We start from the raw sequence: 16,640 nt of genomic DNA on the forward strand, positions 1-16,640 counted from the left end.
GGTGATAGGGGATAGGGGATAGGGGATAGGGGATAGGGGATAGGGGATAGGGGATAGGGGAATTTTAGATTTTAGTATTGAGATCCCAATCCAAAATCCACTCATTGAATTGCCCAATTCCCAATTCCCAATTTCCATTGACAAATATCGCAGAATATGTTGATAATGATTCTTTGTGGAAACTTTACCTCAATAATAAAAGCTTGGCTAACGTCATTGTTATAGGCGCCCAATGGGGCGATGAAGGAAAAGGTAAAATAACTGACTTACTCAGCCGCTCCGCAGATGTGGTAGTACGTTACCAAGGGGGTGTGAATGCTGGACATACAATTGTAGTCAAAGGTCAGACCTTTAAGCTGCACTTGATCCCCTCTGGTATTTTGTACCCAGAAACTAAGTGCGTCATCGGCTGTGGTACGGTCATCGATCCACAGGTTTTGATCAAAGAACTCGACCAATTAGAAACTTTAAATATTTCTACTAAAAATCTGCTCATTTCTGAGACAGCCCACGTCACGATGCCCTACCATCGATTAATAGATCAGGCATCTGAAGAACGACGGGGAAGCCATAAGATTGGTACGACTGGTCGAGGGATTGGCCCTACTTACGCTGACAAATCAGAGCGTACAGGGATTAGGGTACTAGACTTGATGGATCAAAATGCCCTGCGCGACCAGTTGGAATGGGCAATTAATAATAAAAACCTTATTTTAGAAAAGCTGTATAACCTACCACCTTTAGATCCACAGCAGGTAATTGAAGAGTATCTAGGTTATGCAGAACGCCTGCGGCCTTACGTTGTTGACACCTCGCTGAAGATATATGATGCAGTGCAACGGCGGCTTAACATATTATTTGAAGGGGCGCAAGGTACTCTCCTCGATTTAGATCATGGAACTTATCCCTATGTCACTTCCTCAAACCCTGTCGCTGGGGGGGCTTGTGTTGGTACAGGGTTAGGCCCGACAATGATAGACCGCGTGATTGGGGTTTCTAAAGCCTACACCACACGAGTTGGAGAAGGGCCATTTCCTACTGAGTTGGACGGTGAGCTAGGTGAATTACTGTGCGATCGCGGGGCAGAATTTGGTACAACCACCGGACGTAAACGGCGTTGTGGCTGGTTTGATGCCGTTATCGGTCGCTATGCCGTGCGAATTAACGGTATGGACTGTATGGCGATTACCAAATTAGATGTTCTCGATGAATTAGAGGAAATTCAAGTCTGTGTCGCCTATGAAATAGACGGCGAACGATCTGATCACTTCCCCACTAGTTCTAGGACTTTTGCGCGGTGTCGTCCAATTTACAAAACCTTACCAGGCTGGCAAGTGCCAACAACAGAATGCCGTACCCTGGAAGACTTGCCACCGCAAGCACTGGACTATCTGAAATTCTTAGCAGAATTGATGGAAGTCCCGATCGCGATCGTCTCTTTAGGTGCTAGCCGCGATCAAACCATAATTGTAGAAGACCCCATTCACGGGCCAAAACGTGCCTTGTTGCACGCCGACGGTACTCCAGCTTCTTTGCTAAGTGCTTAGTGAGTAATGAGTGCTGAGTGCTGAGTGCTGAGTAGTGAGTAGTGAGTAATGAGTAATGAGTAATGAGTCTCAAGTTTTTTGACCATTGACCATTGACAACTAACAAATAACAAATAACAACTGATAAATTTTATGGCTCTGACTGTCGAATCTAAACCCAGACCAGAAGGAAGCAAACCTAAAGCTTTACGCCGTTCTGGACTTATCCCTGCTAACTTATACGGTCACAATGCTAGAGAATCAATTTCTTTAGTGATTGATGCCAAAGTCGTAGAACGTCTACTGAAAGCAGCTGCTGTTAACAAGACGGAAATTGAACTTAGTATTCCTGAATTGCAATGGACTGGTAAAACTGTACTTAGAGAAGTTCAGATACATCCAGCAAAAGGTAATCCTTACCACATCAGCTTTTTTGCAACTGCCAAAGGCTAAGGCAGTGAGTGACAAATTTTGTCTCAACTTGCCATTTAAAGTTTGTAATAATTACTGATAAAACCAGGGATAAAACCCTGGTTTTTTTGTTGTTTGGCTTTCTTGACTTTTTCTGTAATTATCTAATAGTTGCTTAAAGTTTCAATCTATAAGTAAGCCAGTTTGTAGTAAGGACTTTAGTCCTGATTCTTTTAAGCACTAAAGTGCTTATTACAAACCATCAAAACTAGCTTGACAAATTACTCAGCCAAAATTTTTATGACCGAAATAACTCTTCCAGCCTTAATTCAACAAATGTTACAGCCGGGATTTTATCCCCATTCTATACAAGAACCGATTCAATTAATTCAAACCCACGTTTCTTATGTCTTGCTGACTGGTGACTATGCCTATAAATTGAAAAAACCAGTGAATTTTGGTTTTTTAGATTTCTCCACCCTAGAGAAACGCCAGCATTTTTGTCAGGAAGAGTTGCGCTTAAATAAACGAGGCGCAGCTGAACTGTATTTGGAAGTGTTACCTATAACTTTGGAGGGTGAGCAATACGTTCTAGGGGGAACAGGTAATCCTGTGGAATATGCAGTAAAAATGCGTCAGTTTCCCCAAGAGACTCTACTTAGTTCACTGTTTGCAGACGATAAGTTAAAAGAAACCGATTTAGAAGAATTAGGACGGGTAGTAGCTCAATACCACGCCAAAACTGAAACAAATGATTACATCCGTAGTTTTGGGGAAGTATCTCAAATCAGGGCTGCGTTTGATGAAAATTACCAACAAACCGCAAAATACATTGGGGGGCCGCAAACTCAGGCGCAGTTTGACGAAACTAAAGCTTACACTGAGCGTTTCTTTGCAGAACGACAAGAGTTATTTCAGCGTCGCATCCAAAATGACTACATTCGAGAGTGTCACGGCGACTTACACCTGAGAAATATTTGTCTGTGGCAAGATAAAATTTTGCTGTTTGATTGTATTGAGTTTAACGAACCGTTTCGCTTTGTCGATGTGATGTTTGACATTGCTTATGCGGTGATGGATTTGGAAGCACAACAACGTCCTGATTTGAGTAATGCCTATCTTAATACCTATGTAGAGCAGACTGGCGATTGGGAGGGATTAGAGGTATTACCTATATATTTAAATCGTCAGTCTTATGTGCGGGCAAAGGTGACATCGTTTTTGTTAGATGACCCCAGTGTACCCGTCACAGTTAAGGAAGAAGCAAGCAAAACAGCCGCAAAATATTACAAACTCGCTTGGGAATATACTAAACCCAAACAAGGAAAAATACTTTTAATGTCGGGTTTGTCTGGTTCTGGAAAGAGTACGACAGCCAAATATTTAGCGAGACAAACCGGAGCAATTCATCTGCGTTCAGATGCAGTCAGGAAACACCTGGGAGGAATTCCCCTGTATGAACGTGGAGGCGATGATTTATATACGCCGGAAATGACCCAGAAAACTTATGCGCGGTTGTTAAATTTGGGGATTATACTAGCTAATCAAGGTTACACCGTGATTTTAGATGCTAAGTATGATAAACAAGAACTTAGACAGGAAGCGATCGCTCAAGCTCAAAAACACCAACTACCCCTGCAAATTATTTACTGTACAGCACCTTTAGAAGTAGTGCAAGAGCGTCTTGTCAACCGTACTGGTGATATTGCTGATGCAACAGTTGATTTATTAGCTTCGCAACTCAAGCAAACAGAACCCTTTACTGATACGGAAAAACCCTATGTGCAGATTTGGGACACAACACAGCCACCACAAACACAATTGAGAGTGCTGAATAATGAGTAATAAGTAATGAGTCATGAGTGCTGAGTTAGGATATTCACTTAGGATGCAAAACTACCAACCAAGTAAAATATTTACGCAGCACAAACTTACGCTCCTCTACGCTAACAGCACTCCATACTCAACACTCAAAACTAGATACTCCATACTTGACACTCATTACTCATTACTCAAAACTCATTACTCATACTCATGGCGCAAAACAATAACAACTTATTCAATTTCTCCCCTGAGTCTTTATCTCAAATCATATTTGGGGCATTCATAATATTTATATTGAACACGACGGGAACACCACTAGCCCTAAGTATTTTTCTGGGTATTCTCGGTTGGTTTATTTTGGGTTGGTTTACTAGTGCCAATAAAACTAGTCCTCAGCCTCCCACTGTACCCTCCTCTGATGGGATTGATGCCGGATTAAAATACTGGTTATTTTTCTTGCTAGGTTTGGGCTTATTAGGATACCCAGCACTCATGAGCATCTTACTAGGTGGTGTGGGTGCTATAGGTGGAGGTTGGATTATTGCTTGGTGGAGAAGTAAAGAAGAAACCAGAACTCAATTACCAGTTGAAACTTTAGAAGATGTAGAAGGTGAACAATCTACCAGCAGAATCACGAGACAGCAAACAAGAAGGCCAAGCCGTCGTTATCGTCGTACACCTGGTAGTTTCAGTTTTAAGTTTTGGAATAAGTAGGGATTGGGGATTGGGATAAAATCTCCTCTGTCACCTGTCACCTTCTCCCAATATGTTTTTATATCTTTCTAAGTTACTACCGCTATTTTTTTACCCTTTAGGACTAGCTTGTATAAGTTTAGTAGTTGCCTTATTCACTTTGTGGAAAAGACCGCGTATTGCTGCTCTAGCTATCTCCTGGGCGTTAATTTTATTATTATTGTGTAGTAATGCTTGGGTTTCTAAGTATCTGGTGCGATCGCTAGAATGGCAAAATATCCCACCTGCACAGTTACCCACGGCTGAAGCAATTGTAGTGCTGGGTGGTGCAACGAAATCAGCCTTTCCTCCTCGACCGACGGTTGATTTGAGTGAACAAGGCGATCGCGTGATTTATGCGGCTCAACTATATCGCCAAAAAAAAGCTCCTATAATCGTACTCAGTGGTGGACGTATTGATTGGCGCGGTAGCGGTTCATCAGAATCGGCTGACATGGCAGATATTCTCACATCTATCGGTATTCCATCTGAGGTACTGATTCAAGAACCAGACTCTCTTAATACCTATGAAAATGCCGTCAATGTGAAAAAAATTCTAGAATCTCGCGGTATTCGTCAGATACTTTTGGTAACTTCAGCATTACATATGCCGCGATCGCTTAAAATTTTTCAGCGTCAAGGTATTAATGCTATCCCCGCACCAACAGACTTTCTAGTTAGTCAAGGTGAATTACAAGAACTCTCTAGCACTCCTAAAGCCGCTATCTTGAATTTATTACCAGATACCTACAACTTACACCAATTTACTAGCGCACTCAAAGAATACATTGGTAGTTTTGTTTATTGGGTACGGGGATGGGTGTAATTTGTAATTTGTAATTTGTAATTCGGTTTTTCCTATTTCCCCAATCCCCGCAAATTATGTCTGAAAATCTGCCTCACATCTTACCTAGCCTTCCACCTCAAGTTGAGGAAGGTTTTGCTGCATACCAAACAACTAAGCAGTTTTATCATGAAGTGCAGACACGCGTAGAGTTTCAGCGTTATTGTGAGTGGTACTCCATAACAGCTGAACAACACCGTCAAGAACTCAAAAAAATGCGCAGCGAAGTGAATATTTTGAGGTGGTTTCGTCGCTAATAAGAAAACATTAGCAAATAACTACTTATCAAGTGCTTTGATAATAACCTATATAAATAGGGCAATAAGAATAACTTATTTATATAGGTTATTATCAGTGAGGTTAGCTTTCAGTATGGTAGTAGGTAGCCCCCGATGGGTGGAATGGCAACATTCTCCTCGACTCTACCTTTCGGTGGCTACCCTGATACTACCGCGATAGTGACACAAGAGGGATGGTTTTAAAACACGCCCTAGTATACTTGAATATCTGACCTTCTCTAGCAAACTTTGCTGTCCTAGTTTTTTCCTGAAGTACTAAAATATCGTTCCAGCTATCTATTTCCTGGTAACTGTTGGGGAAATGAGAGAGGCTTAAAACGCTTGAATGTGTTGATGTCAACGCAGTTAGTATTATCTAGCTTAACCCTAAGTTCAGTGCTGAAAGTGACTAGCTGCTCCACAAGAGCCTGGCGATCAGTTAAACAGTTTTTAATAACCATGAGTTCTCCTAAAGTCCACTCATAGAGATTTCTGTCTGAATTGTTGATGAACACAGTCAACTCGTTCCTAATTCTCCAGATTTGGTTGAGCAGCTCATCCACCTTGACGTTGATGATATTTGCAATCTGAATATTGAAGGATTCCCTATTGCCGATGATAGCAATCAGTTCATCAACGTACTGACTCGCCAGAGTAATGAATGTTTCATTCCATTCATTACGAATGTTATCAATCTTGATGTCAACATTTCTGTAGAGGTTGCTAATCTTGTTGTTAATTTCCGTACTATTAACAACAAAGTTGAGAATTCTATTGTTAATTTCAGGACTATTGATAACAACGCTCTCAATCTTCTGGTGAATTTGATAATTATCGATAAATATATTCTGAATCTTTTGAGCTAATTGATCATTCTCAAAGATTTGATTAATTAAGACGTTGTTGTTGTTGATATTGTACTGTAAGCGTTGGTCAATATACTGGTTAATTTCGGTATTGTTATTGACCATACCTTGCGTAATCAGGTTTATATTGTTGCGGATGTTTCGTTCAAATTGTTGCCTCACATACTGATTAAGTTCAATATTTTCATTAACAATATTCTGAGTAATCAGGTTAATATTGTTACGAATATTTTGCTCAAAAGAATGGTTGGCTTGCTGACTAACGTACTGGCTAAATTCCTGCTTATTGACTATATTACTGATAATTAAGCCAATGTGATTGCGGATTTTCTCTTCAAAATTTTGGTCAAAATAGGAGTTTATTTGTTGGTTAATTTTGTTTGATATCTCAACGTTAATCTTGTCTTCCAATATCCTCTCTAAGTGATAGTCAGACCAACCTTGCAAGTTCTGCCTTAAGCTCAATTCTACCTGTTGTAGATAAGCATCCATCGAGAACTTAACTTTTGCAACTTCTATAGATAGGCTCTTAAAGTGCTGTTCGTAACTCTTGAATAGTAATTGTTCCAGTTGTTCCCAATACTTATTTTCTAGCGTTATATCAATTTTGTCTGGTACTTTGGTAGAGCTATCAATCTGCTTTAATTGCTCTTCCCACCTTTTCTTAAACTCCTCTTCTTCAAACCGGAATGTGAAGTCAAACGTATAGTTTTCTTGCCTCGTTTCTACATCTTCCTGTTCTATCTCTATAGAAGTAGAAATGTTATTTTCCCAATGTTGGCCGTTTTCATTTATTTCAGTTTCCCCTATTTGCTCTATTGTCAGAATAATATGCCCTTCATTATCTTCTTTGTAAGTGTCAAAAAATAAACCTGTGAGTGTAGTTCTTTCTTTGACTTCTAAAACTAATTCATCATTAAGCCCATTTAATGAAACCCAAGTTTCGTCAGTTTCAACTCCAGTCAGTTTTGTAATAAATTTTCCACCTTTGAGCAACATTAAAACCCAAGGCTCTATATTAAATTTTTTGCCATCTGACCAATAACTGGCATTGCTTTCACGAATTTTAATTCGATAATTACCTGGGTTTAACTCAACTAAATTAGAACCAGATTGTTTAAGAGTATAAAGATAACTTTCATCAAGAATATAACAGTTTCGTTTGCTGTCTACTGTTAAATTTACAGGATTAAAAAATTGCTTATTGCTTGTAATTATGAGATCAATTGAACCGCTATTATCTTCATTATTAAAATCAAAAAACAAAGCATTGAGAATTGCTCTTTCTTTAACTTCTAGTTTGAAGCTATCATTGTAACCGTTGAGAGTCGTCCATGTTGCGCCTACCTCAAAACCTGTAGATTTATTGATAAATGTACTCCCGTTATCTCCATATGTCCATAGTAAAACAAAAGGTTCTCCTACTGTTCTGCTATTGCTATGGCTATAGCGACCTCCAGTAATCCTGATATCAAAAGTACCTTTTTCAAAAATAAAATACGTTGCAACATTTTGTTGCAAATTGTTCATTTGGTTAGTATCGATAACATAACAATTAGTTTTGGCATCGATAGTTAAAGTATACATATTTACCTCCTTAACAATTTTAGTTTATTGGGTAATTTTCGTCTTTTCAGCTTTTTATCCCACTGGATTGTGCAAGTAGTTTTGCACCCTAAAGAGCATAACAAATTTGTTTTACTGCCTAAACTTTGGGTAGTTGAATATACCTTAGTTTGGTTGATGAGATGTGGTAATTTAGCTAGAAATTATAAGCTACTACCTCAAACCTAAGAAACGTATATTTCCCTTGCTATACACCTGATTATTATGAGGATATTGGCATAAATTTTAACCCTTTGAAATTTTTAAAACAGCCTTTACGATTTCATATCTTGCAGGTTAAAAGTTAATTATTTGCAGAACCTCTGTCTCTAGGAGTATTAAATATATTTGTTGATATACAGCAATCCTAAATAGGGGGTCTTGCTCACTTTTGGTGATGCAGGGTAGATAGAGACGACTCAGAGGAGAGATCGCCTACTTTCCTCAGATTTAGTAAAACCCACATTCCGCACTTCAAAAGTAGCATAAAGAACTACAGAGTTATTATCGGATCTACCTGAGTAAAAATACTTAGAATCTTCCTGTCGAAAAAGTGAGCCAATTAAAAAAATTAAAAATATTTTTGAGGTAAAAAAATTGTCTGCAACTTCAATTGCAAAAATTAAAAATATAGATCACTTAGGAATAGTAACGTGACTAATTGATGAAATAGGAATATAGGACTCATATTTGATTTTTGAAAAAACAAATTGGCTAGAATCTTGCCACACAAAGGTTTGTTTGTAAGTATACTTAGCAAAATTCAAGTACGATTCCTACAGTTGAAATAATCAACTCCAAATTAGGAATAGATGTTCGGAAAAAAATTCATCAGGAATATTAGTAAAAGTTATTTTGCTTAACGAATTAGGCTTTGTATCAAGACCTTTATATTTATTTAGTCAATTTTTTCAAGATAAAGAAATCGAAACATTATTGACAGAAGGAATAAAAAGCAATTATGTAAGTGATGAAATTTTTAGTGCTTACATAAGTATCAAATCATAAGTGTTTGATGATTTATTTTCATGCTGTAGATTCGTTCAGTACTATGACTCTTAATCATCCTGATTTTTTTGCTTTTCTCTTGACATAATCTCTTTGTACTTCAAGTTGAAGTGCGGAATGTGAGATAATAAGGCTTTCAAGGAGATATGCTAGAATTGAGCAGTTGAAAATTTTTGGCGTTTTGGTTGTCGGTAGTTAAGATAAATTTTTACATTCAGCAAGGCGATTCGCCAAGCTCAATTGAGAGATATGAAAAAAGTCGTCGTTGGTCTTTCAGGTGGCGTTGATAGTTCTACCGCTGCCGCTATTCTCCACCATCAGGGCTATGAAGTGATCGGTTTGACCCTTTGGCTAATGAAAGGCAAAGGCCAGTGTTGCTCTGAAGGTATGATCGACGCGGCTTATATTTGTGAACAGTTGGGCATTCCTCATGAAGTTGTGGATATGCGGGATGTCTTTCAAACTAATATTGTTGATTACCTGGTGAATGGTTACAGTGTGGGGATTACGCCCTTACCTTGCTCCCAGTGTAATAAAACGGTGAAGTTCGGCCCAATGGTAAAGTATGCTCGTGAAGAGTTGGGATGCGATCGCATTGCCACTGGTCATTATGCCCGCATTAGCTACGATGCAGCCACGAGACGTTACCAATTATTAAGGGCTATTGACCGTAATAAAGACCAATCCTACTTTCTGTATGATTTGTCTCAAGATTTACTAGCAGCATCATTATTTCCTCTAGGAGAAATGCAAAAAGCTGACACCCGCCGCATTGCTGCTGAACACGGCTTAAAAACTGCTGATAAGCCAGAGAGTCAAGATTTGTGCTTAGTAGAAAGTAACGGTTCTATGCGGGCTTTTCTAGATAAGTATATCGCTCCCAAAACAGGTAATATTGTCGATACCACAGGCAAAGTTTTGGGACAGCATGATGGTGTCCATCACTACACGATTGGTCAACGTAAAGGTTTAGGGATTGCGGCGGCTGAACCTTTGTATGTGATTGAATTAGACGCGGTAAATAATAAAGTCATAGTAGGCGATCGCACCAAGGCAACTCAGTCTGAATGTACAGTCAGCCGAGTCAATTGGGTATCTATTGCTGAACCCACTTCCCCCATTCGCGCGGAAGTACAAATTCGCTATCGTTCTAGTCCTGAAGCAGTGACAGTTATACCTTTAGAAAACTCCCGCGTGCGTTTGGTATTTGATGAACCCCAGTTCAGCATGACCCCCGGACAAGCAGCTGTCTGGTATGACGGCGAAAAAGTTCTCGGTGGGGGAATTATTGAATTGAGTGCTGAGTGATGAGAATGTAGGTTGGGTTGACGTAAGGAAACCCAAGATAGATCATAGTGTTGGGTTAGGCGATTGCTTGGTTTGGACTTAGGACTCAAGGAGTTTGCAATTACATCAAAGGACGAGAAGTTTGAGAACCCCAACCTAGTAGCCAAAAAACAGGATGTGGGTTTCCAATTACCAAAATTGGTGTGATATTTTAGTTTGGTAACTGGAGCCGCTATTGCTTTGTAAAGCATTAATAGCGGGTTGCCGCGACCAGTCTGGGATCAGCTGCCCATCAGTGCCTGGGCTAGCCCTATGAAAAGCGGTATTGCCACGGCAATCGCAACCGGCGTGCCGATGGCTGTGGAAGCACCTATGTAGGCGGAGGGATTGGCTGACGGAATACCAGCTCGTAAAGTGGGCGGACCTGAGATGTCTGAACTGGAGGCGGCAATGACGGCCAGGAGCGCGACACCGCCAGGGCTGAACCCCGTGGCGTAGTGGGCAATCATGCCGAGACCGAAGGCAATAAACCCATGCAGGAGCGGTGCTACCAGGGCATATACGGCGTACCACTGGGCTACCTTGCGTAGCTCGCCAATCCTTGACCAAGCCTCCATCCCCATTATCAGCATTAGTATTGAAAGCAGGCCTCGGAAGAGAGGCTCGTAGAAGCTTTCAAAAACACTTTCCGGCCGGGTTATTATGCCTAGAGTGAGGCCGAGCAGTAGTGCCGATAGAGCAGAACCCTGGAGGCTTTCCTGCACGATGGGCCATATCTCGACCCGCTTGCCTGCGGTAGTGCGCTGCTGGCTGAGATACTCCTGCCTGGTGGTGGGATACTCCTGCTCGCTGGGATATTCGCCTGCGGTAACTGCCTGCTTGCTGAGATATTCCTCCTGGCTGTCATACTTGTCGCGCTTCTTGCTGGTATAAATGCTGGCCACGACGATCGCAGTCACGAGCGCGGGGATGTCCATGAAGGGATAGAGTGCGCCAGCCCAGGGTTCGTATTTCATGCCTTGCGCTTCCATTACCGTTATGCCGGCGGCTAGGGTAGAGCCACTCACGGCACCGAACAAGCCCGCCGTCGCAACGGCATCCACTGTTCTGATGCCCGGCAGCTTGGCCAAGGTGTATCGCCCGATGAACACGATCAGGATACCCGTTACCACGGCGAACAGCCCGGGCAACAGCATCTCCGTCAGATTGGAATTGCGGATTGCAATGCCGCCGCTCAGTCCGACTTTGATGAGGAGCATGAAGACGATGAACTTATATATCGCATCTGGAATTTGCAGTTGGCTACCGAGGGCGGCAATGACTATACCACCAATCAGAAAGCTCAGTGTCGGGGACTGCAATTGCGCCCCGAATTTCGTCAAGAAATCGGAAAAGAAATCCATGTTGTAATTCCTCCTTGATTCAGATATTAGGGGTCAAAACAATTCAAAACTTGTACTGAGCAGTTCGACAGGTGGTACAGTGAGCCTGTCGAACTGCTCACTGTATCACTTGTCGTAAAGCCTGCGGCATAGCTGCGCTTAAGGCGTAGCCTCTCGTAGAGAAGTATTCAAAATTCTCAATTCAAAATTGCAATCATTAGGAGCTTGAACCCACTACTGATTGAAGACAAATTCAAAATTCAAAATTGCAATTATTAGGAGATTGAACCTACTACTGATTGTTCGCGTAGCGTCCCGTAGGGAAGACCAATGAACAAAGTTCAGTGGGGGCTTGAACGAGCGAATTAATTAATTCACAATAAATCTTCTTCTTAATTTTGCATTTTGCATTTTGAATTCAAAAAAGGTTAGGACGGCAGATATGTGATTAACTTTATCTTAAAATCCTTACAAATTTGCGATCGCTCTACATGGATCTGCTACGTAATTTCAAATTCAAATCATAAGTTTTCCTTTTATTCTCAAAAAACCTATATATTTCTGGTCAATGTGAATTGCAATCATAGGATTTTCTCTATACATTGTTGCTATTAAGAATGGCTTTCTATGACTGCACTTCTTTGTCAAAGTTATCCTGACTGGATCTACTTGGGACTGGCCTGCTCCATCCTACCTGTCCAGTCGAACTGGCTAGCGTTTGCTTGTTTTCACCAGAGGACGGTATGGGGCGGGCCAAATCGGAAGAGTTGCGTGGACACCACTCTTATAGCAATGCCTGAGCTAATCAATCCACATTTCGGGGGGAGTTGTTGACGGCACATAAGTCTTGGATGGACTGTAACTGGCGAGGTTAAACCACCCCACCGCCAGTATGAGACCGAACCCACAGCCCAACAAAAAAGTCCAGGCGTGAGAAGGATCGAGTACGCAGAGCAGGCGGCGATCGCCGCTATATACCTGCACTAGCCAGCCTTCGCTGGTGTTGTCAAATCTGGTTTGCAGTTTAGTTGAGTCAAACTTGTTCATTGTGTACGCTCCATGCTCATCGAATGTGTGTGGCGGTGGCGGGTACTTGCGCGCCGCTACGGAAACACCTGTCAGAAATTCACCGGTGAATGGAGAGTGTCTCAAGTAGAGAGACTCGGTTGCTCAAACCTGACATTGATGTCGAACAGAAGACAGACATCTATGCTTTAGCCTTGAACGATATTCTTACGTTTATATTTAGAAGTGCATCAAGAAATCGAACAAGAAATCCACGTTGTAATTCCTCCTTGATTCAGATATTAGAGTTTGGCAGATATGTGCTTAACTTTATCTTAAAATTCTTACAAATTTGCGATCGCTCTACATGGATCTGCTAAGTAATTTCAAATTCAAATCATAAGTTTTACTTTTATTTTCAAAACACCTATATATCTCTGGTCATCGTGTCAAAAGGATAAGTGTTTTTTATAAAATACTTCCGCTAATCTGAGTCAATTTTTCTCAATAGAGGTTAGTAGATTTGCCGATCTTTAGCATAAACTTAAAGATATGGTTCAAGGTAAGACTCGATGGTTTTGCCTTGAATTGTCGTAATAGAAAGTATCAGGAGGTAACCCACATGACCCAGAAAGCCAGCAAGCTCGTCATCGTCACAGAAAAGGTGTTACTGAAAAAGGTCGCCAAGATCATCGACGAAGTCGGTGCTACCGGTTATACGGTGGTGGCCGCTGGAGGTAAAGGCAGTCGCGGCGTGCGCTCGTCGGGACAACCCACCGTTGGCGACATCTACACTAATGTAAAGTTCGAGGTACTCACCCCTAGTCGGGATATGGCCGTGAAGATTGCGGATGAGGTCGCAGCGCAGTTTTTCAAAGATTATTCGGGTATCACCTATATCTGTGACGTGATGGAGGTACTGTACGCGCACCAGTTCTGAGTCAAAACCCCAGCAATTCCCCTTTTAGCAAGAAGCTGTTCAAGCACTGGGAATCTCGGTATTATAATGACATCGGAGAGATCCAAGAGAACTAGAGCGGTTGCAAGAACGGGGTTTATTCGACACCATCGTCGGTTCGTTTCGGCAGCGTTTGTCGTCGCTACCGGACAAACGCACAGCCAAAAACACTCGCTACGGGATGGAGGATGCCGCTTTGAGCGTTTTTAGCGTGTTGCTCATCCAGGGCGGAGAGCGATTTTTTTTGGGGAGATGAGAATAGCAATGCGATAAGATGACTAATTACTAATTCGCTACTTCGGCTATTTCAATAACCCGCCCTTCATAATCTTTAACTAGAAAATTTAGGGGTTTTTGATTACGAATCTTAAACTTTAACCCCCGTGTTTCTACGCGCAATAAAACCATTTCTAAGCAGTCACGATCAAAACAAACGTGACGTTGCTGATTTTTAGTACCTAAACTCGCACCAGTAATAACGTGGAGTTGGGTGTTTTTCTTTAGTTGATACCATAGTCCATCATTGCCGTTGTTCATGGTTTTACCTGACCAAGTGGGACTGGTGGACATATATAACGGATCGATCCCCGTCGCGCCTATGGTTTGTTCGTAGTTGTAGTAGTAGTGCAATGGTACTTCTGCGGCTGGCAAATCTAGCAACCCTTCATATAATTGTCGGGCAACTTCTAAATCAGACACCATCACAGTATGCACTTTGGGCGCACTGGTGAGGAATAGCCACATAGCACCTGCATAGGCTGCTAGTAGCATCACCATAATACCTTGGGTGGAAAACAGGCTATCTAGGGGTAAGGAGGGCAAGAAAGAGCCTAAAGTCAAAGGCGGGAGCAGGAACGATATCACACTAGCTGCTATAACCATGAACAAATTAGAAATTATATAAAGGAGTCGCTTTTATTATTGTCGATCAAGACTGACAAGAGGTCTTTATTCTAGTGTACCAAGACTAAACTTGTCTGAGTCTTAATCCAAATAGACCAACATCAAGATATTATACGGCTGACTCTAAAAATTTTATTGCCAATACTATCTTAACTACTATCCACCGGAAGATTTATGCAAATTCCTCATTTTTCTGAAACCAACCACCCGCTCGTTAAGTCCCTCTTTCATCATAGTGATCAAGAACTGCTGGAATTGTTTCAGCAAAATCCCGATGTTGGCAAATACTTTACAGTTATTTTTTGCCGCTATAGCCCGATAGTTTACACTTTGATTCAACATTCGGCGCGATCGCCTGTACAAGCTGACTACCTATTTGCTCTAACTTGGCGGCACATTTATTATGAACTCGGTGGACTGGATTTAAACAACCCCTCACCTGGCCAGGAAGGTTTGACTTTGCAAAATTGGCTGATTAATATCACGGCTGTCTGCATTAACGAAATTCAACTACCACCAACAGAATCCATACATTATTCCCTGCAAGACACTTCACCGCCGTTATGGTGCTATATCGAACAGGCATTAGACCAACTCCCCCCAATTTTAAGATTAATGGTCTTGATGGCTCAAACTTTCCACTGGAGTGAAACTCGCATTGCGGCTTATCTGCAAGCTGAAGGGGAAAAAATTACGCCTCCTGATGTAGCCAATTTTCTCCAGGAAGGCTATCGTATGCTAGAGGACAAATTACCCGCAGATATCCGCGACATCTACTTGGAAGAAGATTTAGTTGAATCGTAAGCTAAGTATATACGCGTGATTAATGAGTCTTCATACTAACATGATTAATTTCTGCGAGCTTCTACTTAAACCCGAAATCCTAGGGGTAAGTTTTATGAGACAAAGGCATACTGTTTTTAATTTATTCTCCATCCCTAAAACTTCACGTTATGGGTTGGTGAACAAATATAAATTTTTTAGTTCTTACTTTTTACTGGTGGCTGTGCTACTAAATCCTCTGGTAGCGAACGCAGTTGACATTACTCAGCAGTTGCATCGTCCATTGAATAGTTCTTTTGGACGACAATCCAGAGATGATGCAGACGCGTTATTACGTGTTAGTCAACAGCAATACGCTAGTGGCTACCCGGAAAAGTCTATTGGCTCTAGTTTGCAAGCACTGGAGATTTATCACTTGATTGGTGACCTCAGAGCTAAAGGTTTAACTTATGATTTACTAGCAAAGGCTTATATTCAACTGGGACGCTATAAAGAAGGTGAAGACGCATTGCGCCGACATTTAGCGATCGCACGGGATACTCAAGACTTTCAATCTCAGATTTTTGCCTTAAATAATATTGGGACTTTGTTCTTGCAAGTAGGTGAACCCATCCCCGCCGGCAAAACCCTAGAGGAAGCACTAATAATTGCTCGCAATGTTAAAAATATAGAAGGGGAAGGATTAACTTTAAGTAATTTGGGTTTGGTATCAGCGAGACAGGGCGATTATAACAAAGCGATTAAGCTCTATGAAACTGCTTTAATCTACCGCCGCCGCAGTGGTGATCTGCGTGCTGAACTCAATACTTTAAATAATTTAGGTGATACTTATCTAGCGGCTGGTAACTATCAAGATACTATTGCTACCTATGGCGCGGCGATGGGGATGGCTAGACTGAACCGCGATCGCGCTAACCAAATCCGAGCGATTGATGGTTTAGTCACCGCCCACAGTGCTGTAGGCCGCTACGAACGTGCTTTTGAGTTACTCCAACAACGTTTAATTCTGGCGCAAGAATTACAAAATTTGCCAGAACAATTAAAATCTTTTCAATCCTATGCGCAACTTTACGAGCAGCTAGGTAATTACCCAACTGCTCGTAATTTTTATGAAAGAGCCATCATCCTTTCACAAACCCTAGAAGATCGTCAACAGGAAGTGCTGTTGCGCGATCGCTTAACCCAAATGTCAAAGCGGCGGGAAACAGGTGACAGGTGACAGGTGACA

14 protein-coding genes and 1 pseudogene are annotated in these 16,640 nt (G+C 41.5%); 11 read left to right on the plus strand and 4 right to left on the minus strand.

The window, feature by feature from the left end:
- Positions 1–203: 203 nt before the first annotated feature.
- The 6 genes from ACM0OR_RS02315 to ACM0OR_RS02340 all read left to right on the plus strand — a co-directional run bounded on the left by ACM0OR_RS02315 (position 204) and on the right by ACM0OR_RS02340 (position 5,594).
- On the plus strand, positions 204–1,547 hold the full coding sequence (locus tag ACM0OR_RS02315; protein WP_190703141.1) for an adenylosuccinate synthase: 1,344 nt from the start codon (positions 204–206) through the stop codon (positions 1,545–1,547).
- Between the two features lie 132 nt (positions 1,548–1,679).
- Positions 1,680–1,979, plus strand: coding sequence for a 50S ribosomal protein L25 (rplY, locus tag ACM0OR_RS02320; protein WP_190702936.1), 300 nt, complete (start codon positions 1,680–1,682; stop codon positions 1,977–1,979).
- 258 nt (positions 1,980–2,237) lie between these two features.
- A complete protein-coding gene (locus ACM0OR_RS02325; protein WP_414574834.1) occupies positions 2,238–3,782 on the plus strand; it encodes an AAA family ATPase in 1,545 nt (514 codons plus the stop codon).
- A gap of 189 nt (positions 3,783–3,971) precedes the next feature.
- Positions 3,972–4,475 carry a hypothetical protein gene (locus ACM0OR_RS02330; protein WP_414574835.1) on the plus strand — a complete coding sequence of 168 codons (504 nt, stop codon included), beginning with the start codon at positions 3,972–3,974 and terminating at the stop codon, positions 4,473–4,475.
- Between the two features lie 52 nt (positions 4,476–4,527).
- The gene (locus ACM0OR_RS02335; RefSeq protein ID WP_414574836.1) at positions 4,528–5,319 is read left to right on the plus strand and encodes a YdcF family protein; all 792 of its coding nucleotides are present in this window, start codon (positions 4,528–4,530) and stop codon (positions 5,317–5,319) included.
- A 56-nt stretch (positions 5,320–5,375) separates the two neighbouring features.
- Positions 5,376–5,594: a hypothetical protein gene (locus ACM0OR_RS02340; RefSeq protein ID WP_190702945.1), complete on the plus strand. Its 219-nt coding sequence runs from the start codon at positions 5,376–5,378 to the stop codon at positions 5,592–5,594.
- 314 nt (positions 5,595–5,908) lie between these two features.
- Here the strand turns inward: ACM0OR_RS02340 and ACM0OR_RS02345 are convergent, their stop codons facing one another.
- Positions 5,909–8,068, minus strand: a complete 2,160-nt coding sequence (locus tag ACM0OR_RS02345; protein WP_414574837.1) for a hypothetical protein — start codon at positions 8,066–8,068, stop codon at positions 5,909–5,911.
- Positions 8,069–8,858: 790 nt separating this feature from the next.
- On the opposite strand from ACM0OR_RS02345, the pseudogene ACM0OR_RS02350 reads away from it, so the two are divergent.
- Positions 8,859–9,061: pseudogene (locus tag ACM0OR_RS02350) on the plus strand (DUF4277 domain-containing protein); the annotation flags it as partial.
- 282 nt (positions 9,062–9,343) lie between these two features.
- Entirely contained in the window at positions 9,344–10,402 is a 1,059-nt protein-coding gene (gene mnmA / locus ACM0OR_RS02355) for a tRNA 2-thiouridine(34) synthase MnmA (RefSeq protein WP_414574838.1), read from the plus strand.
- Between the two features lie 260 nt (positions 10,403–10,662).
- Here the strand turns inward: mnmA and ACM0OR_RS02360 are convergent, their stop codons facing one another.
- Entirely contained in the window at positions 10,663–11,784 is a 1,122-nt protein-coding gene (locus tag ACM0OR_RS02360) for a sodium-dependent bicarbonate transport family permease (protein ID WP_414574839.1), read from the minus strand.
- A 780-nt stretch (positions 11,785–12,564) separates the two neighbouring features.
- Positions 12,565–12,810, minus strand: coding sequence for a hypothetical protein (locus ACM0OR_RS02365; protein ID WP_414574840.1), 246 nt, complete (start codon positions 12,808–12,810; stop codon positions 12,565–12,567).
- 580 nt (positions 12,811–13,390) lie between these two features.
- Here ACM0OR_RS02365 and ACM0OR_RS02370 point away from each other — a divergent pair.
- Positions 13,391–13,708 (plus strand): P-II family nitrogen regulator, encoded by a 318-nt coding sequence (locus tag ACM0OR_RS02370; RefSeq protein WP_414574841.1) that lies wholly within the window; start codon positions 13,391–13,393, stop codon positions 13,706–13,708.
- 303 nt (positions 13,709–14,011) lie between these two features.
- Here ACM0OR_RS02370 and ACM0OR_RS02375 read toward each other — a convergent pair whose 3' ends face one another.
- On the minus strand, positions 14,012–14,608 hold the full coding sequence (locus ACM0OR_RS02375) for a glyoxalase-like domain protein (RefSeq protein ID WP_414574842.1): 597 nt from the start codon (positions 14,606–14,608) through the stop codon (positions 14,012–14,014).
- Positions 14,609–14,803: 195 nt separating this feature from the next.
- On the opposite strand from ACM0OR_RS02375, the gene ACM0OR_RS02380 reads away from it, so the two are divergent.
- Both ACM0OR_RS02380 and ACM0OR_RS02385 read left to right on the plus strand, forming a co-directional pair.
- Positions 14,804–15,433 (plus strand): sigma-70 family RNA polymerase sigma factor, encoded by a 630-nt coding sequence (locus tag ACM0OR_RS02380; protein WP_414574843.1) that lies wholly within the window; start codon positions 14,804–14,806, stop codon positions 15,431–15,433.
- Positions 15,434–15,527: 94 nt separating this feature from the next.
- On the plus strand, positions 15,528–16,631 hold the full coding sequence (locus ACM0OR_RS02385) for a tetratricopeptide repeat protein (RefSeq protein ID WP_414574844.1): 1,104 nt from the start codon (positions 15,528–15,530) through the stop codon (positions 16,629–16,631).
- Positions 16,632–16,640: the final 9 nt, after the last annotated feature.

Origin of the sequence: Anabaena sp. CCY 9402-a (assembly GCF_963920945.1) — a bacterium.
Taxonomy (GTDB): Bacteria; Cyanobacteriota; Cyanobacteriia; order Cyanobacteriales; family Nostocaceae; genus Trichormus; species Trichormus minutissimus.

Bases quoted from the DNA above. Each gene is read 5' to 3' on its own strand.
- rplY (WP_190702936.1), top strand. From the start codon at position 1,680: ATGGCTCTGACTGTCGAATCTAAACCCAGACCAGAAGGAAGCAAACCT.
- ACM0OR_RS02325 (WP_414574834.1), top strand. From the start codon at position 2,238: ATGACCGAAATAACTCTTCCAGCCTTAATTCAACAAATGTTACAGCCG.
- ACM0OR_RS02330 (WP_414574835.1), top strand. From the start codon at position 3,972: ATGGCGCAAAACAATAACAACTTATTCAATTTCTCCCCTGAGTCTTTA.
- ACM0OR_RS02335 (WP_414574836.1), top strand. From the start codon at position 4,528: ATGTTTTTATATCTTTCTAAGTTACTACCGCTATTTTTTTACCCTTTA.
- ACM0OR_RS02340 (WP_190702945.1), top strand. From the start codon at position 5,376: ATGTCTGAAAATCTGCCTCACATCTTACCTAGCCTTCCACCTCAAGTT.
- ACM0OR_RS02345 (WP_414574837.1), bottom strand. From the start codon at position 8,068: ATGTATACTTTAACTATCGATGCCAAAACTAATTGTTATGTTATCGAT.
- mnmA (WP_414574838.1), top strand. From the start codon at position 9,344: ATGAAAAAAGTCGTCGTTGGTCTTTCAGGTGGCGTTGATAGTTCTACC.
- ACM0OR_RS02360 (WP_414574839.1), bottom strand. From the start codon at position 11,784: ATGGATTTCTTTTCCGATTTCTTGACGAAATTCGGGGCGCAATTGCAG.
- ACM0OR_RS02365 (WP_414574840.1), bottom strand. From the start codon at position 12,810: ATGAACAAGTTTGACTCAACTAAACTGCAAACCAGATTTGACAACACC.
- ACM0OR_RS02370 (WP_414574841.1), top strand. From the start codon at position 13,391: ATGACCCAGAAAGCCAGCAAGCTCGTCATCGTCACAGAAAAGGTGTTA.
- ACM0OR_RS02375 (WP_414574842.1), bottom strand. From the start codon at position 14,608: ATGGTTATAGCAGCTAGTGTGATATCGTTCCTGCTCCCGCCTTTGACT.
- ACM0OR_RS02380 (WP_414574843.1), top strand. From the start codon at position 14,804: ATGCAAATTCCTCATTTTTCTGAAACCAACCACCCGCTCGTTAAGTCC.
- ACM0OR_RS02385 (WP_414574844.1), top strand. From the start codon at position 15,528: ATGAGACAAAGGCATACTGTTTTTAATTTATTCTCCATCCCTAAAACT.